This window comes from Flagellimonas spongiicola (assembly GCF_023502425.1).
Classification (GTDB): domain Bacteria; phylum Bacteroidota; class Bacteroidia; order Flavobacteriales; family Flavobacteriaceae; genus Flagellimonas; species Flagellimonas spongiicola.
Genome location: NZ_JAMFMA010000001.1, coordinates 574,215 through 591,142, shown reverse-complemented (window position 1 = coordinate 591,142; position 16,928 = coordinate 574,215). Strand labels below are relative to the sequence as shown.

Sequence of the window (16,928 nt, the reverse complement as noted above, 5' to 3'; positions counted from 1 at the left end):
TCATCACTATTGCATCGCAAATAAGCCGACGGATTCTTGCTTACCGCGCAGTTTAAGTTGTGCCACCTTTCTAAATCGATATGGTTCCGGTTTTAGAAATGTATGTAGGGATTCTGAAAGTAATAGACTAGAATCGTAGTTTTTGCATTGCCCTTGTATTCTTGCCGTGGTATTGAGCACATCACCTGTATAAATAATTTCCTTTTTGATCACACCAATTTCACCGGTCGTAACCACACCCATATGAACACCTGCCTTGAATACTGGTACCACACCAAACCTTTTTTTAAAATAAGTGGAATTAGCTTCCAATGCTTTGGCTATCCCAAAATAACAGTTTAAACAATTACCATTCTTGGCACCTAAATCCAAGGGCCAAGAAATTACAATTTCATCACCCACATACTGATAGACTTCACCAGATGCCTCTAATATTGGATTTGTCATTTCAGCAAAGCACCTTCTTAATAGCCTAAAATACTTGGCATGTCCAATCTTTTCAGCAATACTGGTAGAGGATTCCATATCCAAAAACATGAAAATCCGATTTTCCCGATTTGGGGTATGATATTTACCTAATAGGAAATTCCAAAACATGCCTTGTCCCAAATAGGTAGACAATTCTGAAAACAACATTGCAATGACCAATCCAAATGCAACAAACATGATCACACTCAAAAATGAGAAGCTCCAGAAAAACCTACTGACACCTTCAATGACAACATCACTTGTAAGTGAGGCATCAAGCCTATAACTATTTACCGCTGTGCTTAAAATGAGTATGAACACTACAGAAAACAAAAGATAGAACAGCGTTTTGACCACAATTTTAAACCATAAACGGTTTTGTGTGAATTTGTTTCGCAACCACCCCACTTCCAACAAACCATGAAGCCAACCTACAATAAATCCACCAAAGGTGGCATAGCTTATGGCACTGACAAAATCATACTTTGTATTGGTAGCTGGATAGTAGTTCAAATCCCCTAGTATACCCTTTTCCAGAATACCATAAATAAAACCGAACATGCCCCAAACTATTGCGAATAAAAAAGCTTGTTGGATATAACTTATGTATCGAGGATGGAGTTTAGGCATGGAAAATAAAGATACTATTTTCATTTGGTAAGAGCGGTAAACTCCTTATGCAACACATTGGATTAAGCACCTTAGAATTTTCATATGCATTTAAAAATGAGTAACTTATAGAAGTCACATTAATACTTGAAGTCATGGGAAGAGTTAAAAGATTGAACAAGTGGGCAAATGCCCATACGTATTATCCCCTTGATCTTATCCGAATTGCCTTAGGCGTTTTTCTTTTTATGAAAGGTGTGGAATTCATGTCCAATCCTATTGAAATGGCAGAGGTGGTTCGTCCGTTTCAAGACATGCCTGGTGGAATGATTCTACTACACTACATTGCGCCAGCACATTTTGTTGGCGGGTTTTTGATTGTTGTTGGCTTACTCACCAGATGGGCAGCGCTTGCGCAACTGCCCATTCTTATTGGTGCTGTGCTTACTAATTTCTTGGGTGTAATGAATACGTCCAACTTGGTTTTGGCAACAATTACCCTATTAGTTTGCATTTTCTTCGTGTTCTATGGATCGGGAAAACATTCAGCGGATTACTATCTAAAAATGCAGCAGTAAGTTCTCACTATAGATTATCCAATTGATTGCTTTTTCCATCATTACTGATGGTCCAAAAGAAACCAACAAAGAAAAACTGGTCAGCAGCAGGCGTTATGGCCCTTCTATCAAAAATACCATCCACATTGGGTGTGTTTGCGTATTGGTAATTATTGATGTTTTTAAAACCAAGTACATTATTTACCGAGAAGTAAAGGATTTTTTGCTGATCGATCAAATAGGCCCAGTTAAAGCTAAGATTGTTGAAAGATCTAGTTTTCTCTGCCATAAATTCTGGTGTATTCGGATTATCGTACGGTCTACCTGAACCATAGGAATAAGAAAAACCTATCTGCGAACGTAAATCCGTTACAAAATACTTGGTGACCACAGAAAAGTTATGTTTTGGCGCAAAGTTAGGTGTTGCGCTTTCCGAAAAATTTCGATAATCGCGTTCTGTATCCAAATACGAATATGAAATCCAATAATCCAATTGATTGATACTCTTATTGTCTCTCCAAAAAATGTCCAACCCTTTGGCATAACCGCTACCAGAATTATCAAAATTTGAATTGAATTGTACCATTTCCGTGTCGTACTTAACAAGATTGTCATAGTCCTTATAATAGGCTTCTGCCCTGAACGTAGTCCCATCACCAACCCTCTGGTAATTAAGAATATAATGTGATGTTTTTTCTGAACCAAGACCCGCATCAAATCGCAAAGATTCTGTTAATGGATTCTGGTAGAAATCCCCATAGGCCAATGAAAATTGACCTTTATCGCCTGGTTTGTAGGCCAGTGAAACACGAGGCATGATTTGGAAGGAATTCAACAAGCTGCTATGCTCAACCCTTGCGCCTAACTTCATGGCAAATGAGTTGCTCAAAAAGATATCGGCTTCGGTAAAACCTGCGAATAATCGGTCCGTATACCCACTTTCAAATTCATTGTTGGTTTCATCGGCAAAAGTCTCATCGTATTTTAGATTGAATAGTTCGGAACCAAAATTAAGATTGAATCGACTACTAAAGTTCTTGTGTGCCTTGACTTTGACATGTGAAGCAGTTTCACTTGCATCAACCGTATTATTCTCCAATCCTATATCATTGGAATCCCAGGAAATGGACCCTCCAGTAAATACGCTCCAATCATTATCAAAATAATATTTATAAGAAGCATTGAAATACAAGTTGTTATTGGTCAATCTAAAGCGAACAAAATCGTCGAAGTTGATATCCTCTTGTGAAATATCCAAATCCGCATGGTTGAATCCTGTATACAACTTAAACATGCTTTTATCACCCTTGCTTCTAAATACCGCCTCACCGGCAATGGATTCATATGGACTATTCCAACGAACACCTTGATCTGACGGAATCAATGCTTCATAGGGTGATAAGTTGATGTATGATGTATTGATACTCAAGGATTGACCTCCCCAGATCTTGGTATGACCAAGCCCACCCCCTACAGACATAATTGAAATATCTGTTTTTTCCTGAACGGGAACATCTGTGGTATTTAATAAAAGTACACTTGAAAGTGCTTGGCCATATTCTGCGGAATACCCTCCTGTACTAAACGTAATTCCCTTGAATAGAAATGGTGAGAACCTACCTCGAGTCGGAATATTGTTAGCCGTTGCATTAAAAGGTTGGAATACACGTAGACCATCAATAAATACTTGGGTTTCGCCGGCTTCTCCTCCACGAACAAATAAACGCCCGTCTTCATTCACTGTAGTGGTACCAGGTAATGTTCGTAAAGCAGCAACGAAATCACCCGCTGCTCCTGCTGTGGTCACAATGTCTAATGGCTTCAAAACGGAAACTTTGGTATTATCACCCGCTTCAAACGTCCCGGCAGTCAAAGTAACTCCTGTCAAAGTATTGATAGACTCCTGCAACTCAATTTTAAGATCCTGGAAATAGGAGACATCTCCTACCTCATAGTGAGGATCAAAAGAAAGCATGGAAATGACAAGGGTTTGGGTACCTGATTCAGTAGTCTCAAAACTGAAACTACCATCTTCAGTTGTGGAACCTCCATCGTAGGTACCTTCCAAATAGACATTGGCGCCAACAATGGGTGTATTTTTAGTATCTGTTACTTTACCGCTTATGGTGGTTTGCCCAAAATGAGCTGTAAAACTTAGTAGAAAAAAGAAAAGAAGTAATTGGTTTTTCATGACTGTTCGTTAATTGATGGTCCAAAAATGCCATCCTATTCCAAATCCTACCAATCAGAAATACTCAATTGTTGTTTTTAAGCGATGAACTGAAGAATGTCTCTTTTTTTCTTTTCGCTCGACGTCAGTAAAACATTGCAATTTTGACCTTATTCCAATTAACGTTACATTTAAGAGACTGTTAATCAACCTTTAAACCATCACCATCAAAAAAGCGATTCTCATATTCGCATTTCTTTGCTATTTGCCCACCTCACTTTATGGGCAAGAAAACACGCTGGATAGTTTACAGCAGACATTCAAAGCAGTTACATCTGACTCCGCAAGAATTCAGATTTTAAAAAATATTTCTTGGGAATACCTCAACAATAGTCGGGACATAAAACTAGCAGAACAACATATTGACAGCTTCCATAAAATAAGTGTACGAATCAATCATCAGCGTGGGATTGCCATAGCCAACTACCAATATGCGGTTTTAAACCGACAGGAAAACAATTATCTAGTAGCACTGGATTACATTGAAAATTATTTAGTGAACCCTGTAAACACCGAATCGCCATTTGCGATGGCGAATGGGCTCTATCAAAAGGCGCTGATACTGGATGATCTGGGAAATTTTGATCAGAGTTTGAAAATCTACTATGACATTCTCGAAATCTACCAAGACATAGATGATAAATTCGGTGAGGCATCTACCTTAAATGCCTTGGGGGAAATCCTTAAAAAAACAGGGAAGATGGAAAAGGCCTTGGAGACCTACACCAAGGCATTGACACAGTTCACGGAAATTGGTGACAAGGCTGAAATTGCGAACTGCCTTTACAATATTGGCGACACGCACATGCAGCTAAAAGAATACGACATGGCTCTGGGTCTATTTCAGAGGGCCTTGGACTTGGATTTAGAAACCCAAAGCGAATGGGGGTTGGCCTATGATTATGAAGCCTTGGGAAAAGTATATGCGTTCCAAAAGAACTACTCGGAGTCGCTTAAGTATCATGAGTTAGCCATGCAATTGCGTGAGAAATTGGGTATGCGACTCGAACTTTCCATGAGTCATTCACAAATAGGCAAAGTTTACCTAGAACAACAATCATACAACCGCGCAAAAAATAGTATCAACAAGGCTATTGCCATATCGGAAGAAATCGGCGCACGTTCAGAGCTGCAGAACAATTATGGTTTGCTCGCCAGATTGTATGAAGAGACTGGGGATTTCAAAAATGCCTTGGAATTCAAAAACAAATCGGTCAATATTAAAGATAGTCTGTTCAATGTTTCCCGATCTAAGCAGATTGAAGAACTGCAAGTTCGGTTTGACACCCAAAAGAAACAAGATGCCATTGCAGCATTGGAAAAAGATGCGGAAATAAGTGCGCTAAGACTAAGGCAACAGGCCACTTTACGGAATGTTATTATAGGTATTGCAGCGGCCATTGTACTTTTTCTACTTTTTGCCTTTAACAGATACAGACATGCACAACGCGTAAAAAGGGCGGACGAGGAAAAGCAAAGAGCAATTGAAGAAGAACGGAATCGTACGGAAATTGAAAAACAGCGTGTGACCGAGCTTCAAAAAATAGATCAGCTCAAAGATGAATTCCTAGCCAACACCTCACATGAATTACGTACACCACTTGTTGGGATTATTGGTTTAACCGAATCATTAAAAGATGGGATAGCTGGAGATTTGCCCCAAAAAGCAATTGACAATCTAGATATGATTGCAAATAGCGGCCGACGTTTATCCCACTTAGTGAACGACATCCTTGATTTTTCAAAATTAAAGAATAAGGATTTGGAACTTGCAAAAAGGCCAGTGGATATACATGCGATAGCCACCATTGTTTTACAGCTTTGCCAGCCGTTGTTGCATGGAAAAAAACTACGACTCATAAATTCCATTCCAAAAGAAGTTGCATTGGTAGAAGCTGATGAAAACCGATTACAACAGATAATGTATAATCTAATTGGTAATGCTATAAAGTTTACGCCAAAGGGTTATATCACACTTTTGGCCGAACCCAAGAAGGAAGTATTGAAAATAACGATATCGGATACTGGAATTGGCATTCCCAAGGATAAACTGAAAACCATATTCAATTCGTTTGAGCAAGCTGATGGTTCCACGCAACGCGAATATGGGGGAACAGGCCTTGGGTTATCTGTTACCAAAAAATTGGTGGAACTTCATGGGGGTACCATTCAAGCAACCTCCGAGGAAGGCAAAGGTTCCATATTTACGTTCACACTTCCGATGAGTAAGGAGAAAAGGAAGAAATCCGGCTATAAGTTTGACGCGACAACAGATTTTGTCCAACACCTCAATACACCTAAAGAGCCTCTCACAAATGATGTAGAGGAAACTGAATCAGCTGCAGGAGCCACAGTGTTGATTGTTGACGATGAACCAGTAAACCGTCGTGTGCTCGAAAATCATCTTACCGTTGCTGGATACAAGGTAGTTGAGGCCAGCTCAGGAAAAGAGGCCTTAAAAATTATGGATTCCGGAGTATTGTTCAACCTAGTTCTTTTAGATGTAATGATGCCCGGTCTTTCGGGATACCAAGTATGCAAACAAATAAGGGAAGAAACGCCAGCAAGCGAATTACCAATTATTCTGCTCACCGCTAAAAACCGAATCAACGAATTGGTTACTGGATTTGAAGCTGGCGCCAATGATTATTTGACCAAACCATTTTCCAAAAATGAACTTTTAAGTCGGATAAGAACGCATATCAATCTGAATACGATCCATCGTGCAACTTCCAAATTTGTTCCTTTGGAATTTGTACAGTCCGTTGGTAAGGAATCCATTACAGATGTGAAACTTGGCGATCATATTCAGAAAGAAGTGACGGTATTGTTCAGTGATATACGTGACTATACCACGCTTTCTGAATCTATGACCCCAGAACAAAACTTCAAGTTTGTAAATGCCTATGTTGGACGAATGGGGCCCATTATAAAAGACAATCAAGGATTTGTGAATCAATATTTGGGTGATGGTATTATGGCCTTATTTCCCAAAAGTTCCGAATCAGCACTTGATGCGGCCATCGAAATGCAAAAAACCCTAGCACTGTACAACAAAAGACGTATAGAAGAAAAAGGATACAAACCTATAACCGTTGGTATGGGGCTTCATTCAGGTCCACTAGTTATGGGTATAATTGGTGATGAAAAACGCAATGACCCAGCTGTAATTGCAGATACCGTTAACAGCGGTGCACGTGTGGAAGGTGTTACGAAACATTATGGTGCCAACATCATTATCAGTGAAAGTTGCTTGGAAGCCATGGAGGATGCCAGCGGATTTAACTTTAGGTATTTGGGTAAGGTTAAAGTAAAGGGCAAGCAAAAAGTGATGGGCATATACGAGTGTATTGATGGTGACCCGGTTGAGGCCATTACATTAAAACTAAACACCAAAAAAGACTACGACAAAGGCATCAAATTGTTTTTTGACCAAAAATTTGAAAAAGCCGTCGAGCATTTTGAAAAGGTCTTAACAATGAATCCTGAAGATACCGTAACGCAGTACTTTTTAGGAAAGGCTAATGTCTATGCCATCTCAGGTGCTCCAGGGAATTGGCAATCGGTTACCGTAATGCAGGAAAAGTAATCACTTCACTATTGGATATATTCCATTTCGGTTATCCTCGCTGGTTTTCCAGCCTTTTTGTATTCCAGACCTTTATAAAATTCAAATCGCGAATCCACCATAAACTGCATACTTCGTATCAGTTCATATTCTATTGATTGATCATTCCCAAAACAGCGAACAAATCTCCCTTCCATTTTCAAATAGTCTTCAATAGGTATTGTGGGCCTTTTTGAATCCAATTGCAAACTTTTCAATCTCATTTCCTGTCTTTTTGGGTCATTTCGATATAAAAGCCATTGACCTGAAGCAACTGCGGCCTGATGGTATTGGGAGGGTCTACTCATATCGATACCATGTGCTGGACTATGGCAATACGCAATAATCAGCGACGGACCATCGTGTTTTTCAGCCTCAACAAAGGCTTTGAGTGTTTGTTCTTGACTTGCACCTATTGCCACAGAAGCAACATAAACATCGGAATAACCCATAGCCAAAAGCCCCAAATCCTTTTTTTGTTTTTGTTTGCCTTTGGCGGCAAATTTAGCCGTTGCAGCAAATGGTGTGGCCTTTGACATTTGTCCTCCGGTATTGGAATACACCTCGTTATCCATCACCAAAATATTTACATTTTTACCCGAAGCAAGTACATGGTCCAAACCTCCAAATCCAATATCATAGGCCCAACCATCACCCCCTACAATCCAAACACTTTTTTTGACCAGATGTTCAGATGTCTCAAGCAGCTTAGCCGCACTTTCCAGTTTCAGTTCGCATAATTGTGCATTTAGTTCCCGTACACGTTTTCTTTGTGTATCAATTTCTGCTTCTGAATTTTGGGTTGCGTTACTAATTTCTTCCACCAAACTTTCATCTAGGTATTCAGAAAGTTCCAATAACAATCTTTTTGCCTTTTCCTCCTTATGATCCAAAGACAAGCGGTAACCCAAGCCAAATTCCGCATTATCCTCAAACAATGAATTGGACCATGCAGGGCCACTCCCCTTTTCATTTTTTGCCCAAGGGGTAGTTGGTAATCCACCTCCAAAAATAGAACTGGCACCGGTGGCATTGGCTACCAACATTCGGTCTCCAAATAATTGTGATAGTAGTTTTAAGTAAGGTGCTTCTCCACAACCGTCAACACCCATGGAATATTTAAACAAAGGCTCCTGTAATTGCTGCTGCGCAACATTGAGTACATCCAACTTAGTTCGATCTAGTTCTGGAATAGTTGTAAAGAATTCCCAGTTGGTTTGTTCAATTTCTTTCTTTTGAATCGATGAACTCATGGTTAATGCCTTAGCCGGGCAGGCATCAACGCAATTATAGCAAGATGTGCATTGTTCAGGATTCACCTGAACAGTATAGTCCAGTAAATCAAAGTCATCTATGGTATCTTCAAACTGTATGGCCTTAAACAGTTCCGGACCATCATTTGATACTCCCTTTTCATATGCTTTTGTTCGTATTGCAGCTTGAGCACACGCCATACTGCAAGCTCCACATTGTGTGCATAAATCGGTATCCCAGATTGGAATAGGAAGTGACCGATTTCTCTTGTTACGGTCGGAGGTACCGCTTTCAAATGTACCGTCAACGGGCAAAAGACTAGTAGGTACTTCATGGCCTCTTCCTTGCAATAACATATCCAGAAGTGTAGTAGCTTGTTGAGTTTCGTCAAGCTTGTTAATCGTTTTATTCCCTAAATCAAATAATGGTTCAACTTCAAGAATTTGACTTTTCAACTGTACTGGGAAAAGGTTTTTGGGTAAAAAATCAGTAAGCGCTAAAAAGCAAGCATGTATGCTTGAAATTACATATCCGTTAATGGTAAAACTCTGGTCTAAAGCTTGCAAATCCACTATGTGCAGTTTGATGGATTTGTCAACGATTTTTTCTTGTGTATGAATTGGTAGTGAATTCCAAAAGGCTTTTTCGTCTAAGGTCGTATGCACCAACAAAATACCACTAGGTTGAAGCTGTTCTAAAACCGAATCTTCGACAACGTATTCGATGGAACCACATACCGCAAAGTCCGCGTCGGAAACCAAATAAGGGGCATTAATTGTATTTTCGGATATACGAAGATGGGAAACACTTCTAGAGTTTGATTTTTTGTAATCGCATTCGGTATAACCTTGAACAAAATGATGGGTTTCATTACCTAACAGTTTTAGACTGTTTTCAAAATCGTGCAAGGTGTTACCTTTTTTTGTTTGATAAAATATTGCCTGATATGCAGTTGATCTTAAGCTGAAATCCGAATCAATAGTAAGACTAAGTCCTGTGATATCATCCTCAATTCCGACAGTGAAGTTGTTTTTTGGTTCAAATGTTTTAAGATTTTCCACCACAGCATTGACCATTGCTGGTGTAAATTCCTTTGAAGAAAGCCCATAACGTCCCCCAACAATTTTTGGAAGTGATTCAAATTTGGTTTTGCCAGTGGTCATAAACGCCTGACAAACATCCAAATATAGTGGCTCTCCTGTTCCTCCAGGTTCCTTCGTGCGGTCCAATACGGCAATTGCTTTACAGCTTTCTGGAATGCTATTGATCAAACCTTCCATACTAAAAGGTCTAAACAATCTTACTTTAACTAGACCTACTTTGGCACCCTCGGTATTTAAATTTAGAACGGTATCCTCCATGGTTTGCGTTGCAGAACCCATGGCAATAAGTATATATTCCGCCTCTGGATGACCTACATAATCAAACAAACGATATTGACGTCCGGTTAGTGCTGCAAATTTGTCCATTTGACGTTGGACAATCGTTGGACAGGCATCGTAATATTGATTTATTGCTTCCCTAGCTTGAAAATAGACATCGGGTCCTTGAGAAGTACCTCTTATTACCGGGTTATTTGGATTCAACGCTCTTTGGGCATGTGCATTAACCATATCTTTTGAGATCATAGCACTGATAACCTGATCGTTTATTTTTTCAATTTTGGATGTTTCGTGGGAAGTTCGAAATCCATCAAAAAAATGGACAAAAGGAATTCTTGATTCCAATGTTGCGGCTTGGGCAATTAAAGCGAAATCCATGGTTTCCTGCACTGATGCAGCTCCTAAAAAGGCATAACCCGAATTTCTTACCGCCATGATGTCGCTGTGATCCCCAAACACTGATAAGGCATGCGTTGCAATTGTACGTGTTGCCACATGAATCACATTTGGTGTCAATTCCCCAGCAATCTTATACATATTCGGAAGCATCAAAAGCAATCCTTGTGAAGCGGTGAATGTGGTACTAAAAGCCCCTGTTTGTAAGGCTCCGTGCATGGCACCCGCTACGCCACCCTCGCCTTGCATTTCAAATATGGAGGGAATATCCCCAAATATGTTTTCCCGTCCTTCTGCGCTCCACAATTCTACCAACTCGGACATCTCCGAAGAAGGCGTAATAGGATAAATAGCACAGACCTCATTGACTTTGTATGCAATGTGGGCCGCAGCTTGATTTCCAGTTAAAACGACAAGTTCTTGTTTTTTCATGGTAGGAGTGGATGCTTATTTGCCTAAAGTATAGAGCCGCCTTAAATGGCGGCTCTACCTCTTTCTTACTTTTCGAACTCGATGGTTACAGGAGTTGGATTTGTCAACATATCAAATACTGGGGAGAATTGTGACAAGGCCCTCAATTGATCCTCAGAAGCATCTGATTTTACTTTGAATTTTACGGTGATACCGTCATAACCCTTTCTAACTTCAGGATCAAGACCTAAGAAACCGTGTAAGTCAACGCCACCTTTTAAGCTGGACTCCATACCTTCAATTTCAATCCCTTGAGCAGCTGCGTGATATACCATGGCACCAGTTAAACAAGAACCTAGCGCATGTAATACAATTTCACCTGGGTTAGGTGCTTTGTCCTTACCTAAAAGAACCTCTACGTGGTCGGCTTCCATGGTAAAAGAATCCTTAGCACGTTCGGTGTGCTCTTCACCTACCCCATAGTAGTCCTTAATACTCGTTACGCAATGTCCCCCTTCTATCCAGTTGTTTTTAGCTCTGAACTCGAACTTTGCCAATGCTGGATTTTCTTGAACTGCATTGATTGTGTCTACCAATTGATCTACGTTTACTCCGTTTTTAATGTTTGCTGTTGTAATCATTTTTTTTTGTTTTTAAGATTAATTATTTCGCATTTGCCTTAGAAAATGCATTTGCCGTGCCAAAAAACATAATATACTGATTTACAGATATATAAACAGACATAACAACAATATTACCCTAACGATATTTCGTTAATAAACGATTTATCGCTATATATTTTACGATATTTCGTTGATTTTAGATAGGTCTAGTGATACCCAATGCCTTAATTTTGGATGTAAGTGTAGTAGGTTTCAGTCCGAGTAATGAAGCAGCGCCTTTTTCACCAGAAATTTTCCAATTGGTATGCCGCAATGCTCTTCGAATGTTGGCCCTTTCCATTTCAAGCCATTCTTCTGCGGAAAATATCCGCTCCGCTTCCATACCCGAAGACGCCGATGCAGTTAAATTGGAGTTTGGAATGATTCGAAGCCAATCAACCTCGCCATGTTGGGAGACAATAATAGCACGTTCTACCAAATTTTGAAGCTCTCTAACATTTCCAGGCCAGTGATATTCCCGAAAAAGTTTTTCCTCTTCTTTGGATAGTTTTGCAACGGCCTTATTCAGATTTTTGCCGTATTGCCGTATCATTTGATTGGCAATGAGACAAATATCCTTACCTCTTTCCCGAAGTGCAGGAACTTGTAGTGGAAATACGTTCAGTCGATAAAACAAATCTTCGCGGAATTTGCCTTCATTGGAAAGGTCAAACAGATCTCTATGGGTGGCTGCTATGATGCGCACATTTACCTTGATGGTATTGGAACTTCCGACTGGATCAAATTCCCCTTCTTGAATGACCCGTAACAGTTTTGGTTGCAAAGCCAATGGCAACTCTCCAATTTCGTCCAAAAATATGGTGCCATTATCCGCTAATAAAAAACGGCCCTTTCTACTTGCTGTGGCACCTGTAAAAGCCCCTTTCTCATGACCAAACAGTTCACTTTCAATAAGATTTTCAGGAATTGCTCCGCAATTAACCCGTATCAACGGGCGTTCGGCTCTATTACTGGCTTTATGGATAGCCCGTGCTACCAGTTCTTTCCCGGTTCCAGTTTCACCCTGGATCAAAACCGTTGCACTGGTGCCCGCTACTTGCTCCACCAATTTCAATAAATTCCGCATCGATTTATCTTGCCCAATTATCCCATAGTCATTGGTGAGTTCCTTGATCTCCTCCTGAAGGTACTTTGTTTGGTTGGTGAGTCGGGATATCTTGGTTTCTGCTTGTAACCGTTCTTCTATACTCCTTAATATTAAGGTATAATAGATTTCTTGACCCGTACCATAGCTGCTTATGGTGCCTTCATTCAGAGTTTCCCGTTCTTGGGAGCCAATTACCTTGACCACTTTTGGTAAATAGGTGTTCATATTGTCCACCTTTCCTTCTGCGTTCGAGGCAACTAAATCTTCCAACATTTTGGCATCTTCATCTTCAAAGAAAAACAACACATTTCTTTGGTTCACGTCGGCATTCTGTAAAATGTCTTTGGCCGATGCATTGGCTAGTACAATCCTAAAATTGCTGTCAAACATTATTATGGCGTCCATGGCACCATTGATGAGGCCCATCATCTTGGAATTGGCTATTTCCAGTTCACGCTTGGACACCGTCAAACTTTCTTGAATGATATCCAGCTCTCGATGCCGCTTAATCAAAACGGAAAGAATGCCCATGGCAAAACCACGGTCCGTACTGATCAATTCGACAAAATGACGCGTTCCTAACTTTAAGAGTGTAGTTTCTTCTAGGGCAGTAACAGAGGCCGATCTAGGTTCATCATCGATCAATGCATATTCTCCAAAACATTCCGAACTGGACAATTTAATATAAAGGTGCTCCTTGTCATGGACTTTAACTTCACCTTTCAAAATCACATACATTGCATCACCGACCTCACCTTTGTTGATTATACAATCCTTTTTATCATAAGTTTCCACTTTAAGATGTTTGGAAAGTTGCAACAAGGACTTTTTGGAAACATCGGAGAAGAATGTGACGCTTGAAAGGAAATCTACAAACTGCTCAGGATTGTGGTTGGTCATGGTTGACGAATGACAATTTGGTGTCAATTAAATATACAGAATTGAAAATTAATACAATAGGAAACCTCTATAGGTATTACCTACTTATTGTTGGTATTTAGCTTATCAACATCATAAATTAAATTGATAGTTTTTTATATTTTTATTTCTCAAACTTATTTTAATGACCATTACACAACTACAATATGTCCTGGCCGTAGCTGAATATAGAAACTTCACTTTGGCGGCTGAAAAAAGCTATGTGACCCAACCTACATTAAGTATGCAGGTTCAAAAGTTGGAAGACGAATTGGACATTTTGATCTTTGATCGCGGTAAAAAGCCCATTACCATTACAGAGGTGGGCAAGAAAATTGTCGCACAGGCCAAAAACATCGTTGCTGAAGCAGAAAGAATAAAGGACATAGTTGATCAAGACAAAGGGTTTATTGGGGGAGATTACACTATTGGTATTATTCCTACTGTAATGCCCACGTTACTACCTATGTTCCTAAATACATTTATAAAGAAGTATCCAAAGGTAAATCTCATCATTAAGGAACAACCTACGGAGGCTTTGATCCGTAATATTCTTGATGGACATTTGGACGCCGGAATAGCGGCAACCCCTTTGGAAATTGAATTCATTAAAGAACGGCCCTTATATTATGAACCTTTCGTTGGTTACGTACCCAATAACCATAGGCTTGCAGACCGAAAAGAATTAGTTACTGAAGATTTGGATGTAAGCGATATTCTCCTACTACAAGATGGTCATTGCTTTAGAGATGGTGTAATCAATCTGTGCAAGACACCAAAAAATGCGCAAGATGAGCATTTCAAAATTGAAAGTGGAAGCTTTGAAACCTTGGTGAGTTTATCTGATGAGGGAATGGGAATGACGCTATTACCCTATCTCAATACATTGGACCTTGATACCAAAAAGCAGCAGCAATTAAGGCCATTCAGGAATCCCTCGCCAGCAAGGGAAATCAGCCTTATTTACCACAAAAGTGAATTAAAAATCCAGATTACAGAGGCCATAAGAGAAGTGATCTCCAGTATTGTAAAGGGCGCGATTGCTTTCCAGGACGTGAAAATCATTAGCCCATTGAGTAAAAACTAAGATATAAAAAAAGGCCGCTTAAGCGGCCTTCCTATTATTTTGCTTCTATTAAAAGTAATGTGGGTCGTAATTCTGGCTTGTCCAAAATATAGGTCTGCAACCAGATTTTAAGTTCTTCAATTTCACTTGGTAATAGCCTGGAAACGGCTTTTTTTAGTTCTTTAGCGAATAGTTTAGCATCAAAACTTACCTTCTGAAGGACCGTTTTGGTGTAATCTAACATTGCTCGTGGCATATAAATTTGATTTGGATTAAAAGGTTGTCCTCCTAAATTAAAAAAAATCCACCTTCTTTAGAAACGTTCTAAGTTAAAAAATAAATAATTTCGTGTTAAAATCGATGAACACCTAAATGTACAGCACATCTAATCAGACAGTTATCAATCTGACTTTCAAAGGGTTCGTAATCCTTTTCTTGCTTTCCAGTTGTTCTTCATCTCGAATGCCTTATTTTAAAGATTTGGTCCAAAACGAACCATTAGATCAATCATTTCACGCTTTGGTTGTTCGTGACCCATCATCCCAGGAGGTACTTTATTCCCATAATGGAGATCGTTATTTCACCCCTGCCAGCAATACCAAAATCGTTACGCTTTATTCCGGAATAAAATTGCTGCCTAATCATGCACCTGCGTTAAAATATAACGCTAGAAAGGATACACTTTATTTTGAGGGGACTGGTGATCCAACATTGGCACACCCCTATTATAAGGAACAAACCACATTAACGTTTTTAAAAGATTATAAGGTACTTTATTGGGTCCCAAACAATACTTCCGAAGATCGTTATGGCCCCGGTTGGGCATGGGAAGATTACGATACCTATTTCTCTCCTGAGAAAAGTGAACTTCCAATCTATGGAAATGTTGTGACTACGTGGAAAGATTCCTCAAGGCATCTGCTCCCTGAGTATTTCAAAAAGGATTTGAAATCAGAAACAAATAAATTCCGGAGGGCTGAGTTTAAAAATGACTTTTATATACCGGAACATCGAACAGATACTTTGGAAATACCCTTTATAATCGATGAAGCATTGACCCTAAATCTACTGGAAGAAGTATTGAACATGAGGGTTTATACTGTAAATCAATTTCCTGAAGGTCCAAAACAAACCCTTTCCGGAATCCCGATGGACTCTATCTATAAAAGGATGATGCACAAAAGTGATAATTTTTTAGCGGAGCAGATTTTAATGATGGCATCCTCAACGCTAACTGATACGCTGAGCACACGAACAGCAATCAACCATATGCTGGAACATTACTTGAATGATTTAAATACACAACCCCGATGGGTTGATGGTTCAGGTTTATCACGCTATAATTTATTTACACCCAAGTCCTTTACTACGATTTTACAAAAGTTGTATAATGAAGTTTCTCATGACAGACTCTTGACTTTATTCCCCATGTGGGATGAAACAGGAACTGTTGAACATTGGACCCATTCTGAAATTGAGCCGTTCATCTTTGCCAAATCGGGTTCTTTTGGCAATCATTACAACCTGAGTGGCTATATAAAAACTTCCTCAGGAAAACTATTGATTTTCAGTATGATGAATAATCATTTTAGGGTGCCTTCTTCACAAATCCGGGCTGAAATCTATGCCACGCTAAAGGAAATCCATCGTAGCTATTGATTGAACAAGCCTTTTAGTTGTGCATATTGCAACAACATTATGGTCTTCGCATCTTTGATTTCACCAGATTCCATCATGATTAATGCCTGTGCAAATGGCATTTCCAAAACCTCAATGTTCTCGGTTTCGTCATCGACACCTCCTCCTTCGCTTACTTTCATGTCCTCATGGTACTGTCCAATAAAAAAGTAAAGGATTTCCGTAACAGAACCAGGTGACATATAAGATTCAAAGACTTTTTCTACCTGTTCAACCATATACCCGGTTTCTTCTTCCACTTCCATCCGAATTGTCTGTTCCGCATTACCTTTCTCCAAAATACCTGCACAAGCTTCAATCATCATCCCATCTTCATTTCCGTTCAGGTAGGTGGGCATTCGAAATTGTCGGGTCAAGACCACGGATTTCTTCTCTTTATTATACAGTAAAATCACGGCCCCATTCCCGCGGTCATACGCTTCTCGGATTTGTGTCTCCCATTCGCCGTCCTCACGGTGATATTCAAAAGTGACCTTATTGAGGGAGTACCAATTGTCTGATAATAATTCTTTTTTGATGTTTCTTACGGTGCCGTTTTTCATTTAAGGTATTTTGTGGATGA

11 protein-coding genes are annotated in these 16,928 nt (G+C 39.6%); 4 read left to right on the top strand and 7 right to left on the bottom strand.

Annotated elements, in window-relative coordinates:
* Positions 1 to 6: 6 nt before the first annotated feature.
* A complete protein-coding gene (locus tag M3P19_RS02820) occupies positions 7 to 1,122 on the bottom strand; it encodes an adenylate/guanylate cyclase domain-containing protein (RefSeq protein WP_249656101.1) in 1,116 nt (371 codons plus the stop codon).
* Between the two features lie 110 nt (positions 1,123 to 1,232).
* Here M3P19_RS02820 and M3P19_RS02815 point away from each other — a divergent pair, with 110 nt between their 5' ends.
* Positions 1,233 to 1,655: a DoxX family protein gene (locus tag M3P19_RS02815; RefSeq protein WP_249656100.1), complete on the top strand. Its 423-nt coding sequence runs from the start codon at positions 1,233 to 1,235 to the stop codon at positions 1,653 to 1,655.
* Between the two features lie 7 nt (positions 1,656 to 1,662).
* On the opposite strand, the gene M3P19_RS02810 is transcribed toward M3P19_RS02815, so the two are convergent.
* Positions 1,663 to 3,825, bottom strand: a complete 2,163-nt coding sequence (locus M3P19_RS02810; RefSeq protein WP_249656099.1) for a TonB-dependent receptor — start codon at positions 3,823 to 3,825, stop codon at positions 1,663 to 1,665.
* Positions 3,826 to 4,069: 244 nt separating this feature from the next.
* Here M3P19_RS02810 and M3P19_RS02805 point away from each other — a divergent pair, with 244 nt between their 5' ends.
* On the top strand, positions 4,070 to 7,453 hold the full coding sequence (locus M3P19_RS02805) for a tetratricopeptide repeat protein (RefSeq protein ID WP_249656098.1): 3,384 nt from the start codon (positions 4,070 to 4,072) through the stop codon (positions 7,451 to 7,453).
* 8 nt (positions 7,454 to 7,461) lie between these two features.
* Here the strand turns inward: M3P19_RS02805 and M3P19_RS02800 are convergent, their stop codons facing one another.
* The 3 genes from M3P19_RS02800 to M3P19_RS02790 all read right to left on the bottom strand — a co-directional run bounded on the left by M3P19_RS02800 (position 7,462) and on the right by M3P19_RS02790 (position 13,584).
* Positions 7,462 to 10,935 carry a thiamine pyrophosphate-dependent enzyme gene (locus M3P19_RS02800; RefSeq protein WP_249656097.1) on the bottom strand — a complete coding sequence of 1,158 codons (3,474 nt, stop codon included), beginning with the start codon at positions 10,933 to 10,935 and terminating at the stop codon, positions 7,462 to 7,464.
* Positions 10,936 to 11,000: 65 nt separating this feature from the next.
* Positions 11,001 to 11,555: an OsmC family protein gene (locus M3P19_RS02795; protein ID WP_249656096.1), complete on the bottom strand. Its 555-nt coding sequence runs from the start codon at positions 11,553 to 11,555 to the stop codon at positions 11,001 to 11,003.
* A gap of 178 nt (positions 11,556 to 11,733) precedes the next feature.
* Complete coding sequence (locus tag M3P19_RS02790; protein WP_249656095.1) at positions 11,734 to 13,584, bottom strand: sigma 54-interacting transcriptional regulator; 1,851 nt, start codon at positions 13,582 to 13,584, stop codon at positions 11,734 to 11,736.
* Positions 13,585 to 13,747: 163 nt separating this feature from the next.
* Here M3P19_RS02790 and M3P19_RS02785 point away from each other — a divergent pair, with 163 nt between their 5' ends.
* Positions 13,748 to 14,689: a LysR substrate-binding domain-containing protein gene (locus M3P19_RS02785; RefSeq protein WP_249656094.1), complete on the top strand. Its 942-nt coding sequence runs from the start codon at positions 13,748 to 13,750 to the stop codon at positions 14,687 to 14,689.
* Between the two features lie 34 nt (positions 14,690 to 14,723).
* Here the strand turns inward: M3P19_RS02785 and M3P19_RS02780 are convergent, their stop codons facing one another.
* Positions 14,724 to 14,924 (bottom strand): hypothetical protein, encoded by a 201-nt coding sequence (locus M3P19_RS02780; RefSeq protein ID WP_249656093.1) that lies wholly within the window; start codon positions 14,922 to 14,924, stop codon positions 14,724 to 14,726.
* A 116-nt stretch (positions 14,925 to 15,040) separates the two neighbouring features.
* Here M3P19_RS02780 and M3P19_RS02775 point away from each other — a divergent pair, with 116 nt between their 5' ends.
* The gene (locus M3P19_RS02775; RefSeq protein ID WP_249656092.1) at positions 15,041 to 16,327 is read left to right on the top strand and encodes a D-alanyl-D-alanine carboxypeptidase; all 1,287 of its coding nucleotides are present in this window, start codon (positions 15,041 to 15,043) and stop codon (positions 16,325 to 16,327) included.
* Here the strand turns inward: M3P19_RS02775 and nudK are convergent.
* Positions 16,321 to 16,908, bottom strand: coding sequence for a GDP-mannose pyrophosphatase NudK (nudK, locus tag M3P19_RS02770; protein WP_249656091.1), 588 nt, complete (start codon positions 16,906 to 16,908; stop codon positions 16,321 to 16,323). The genes M3P19_RS02775 and nudK overlap by 7 nt on opposite strands.
* Positions 16,909 to 16,928: the final 20 nt, after the last annotated feature.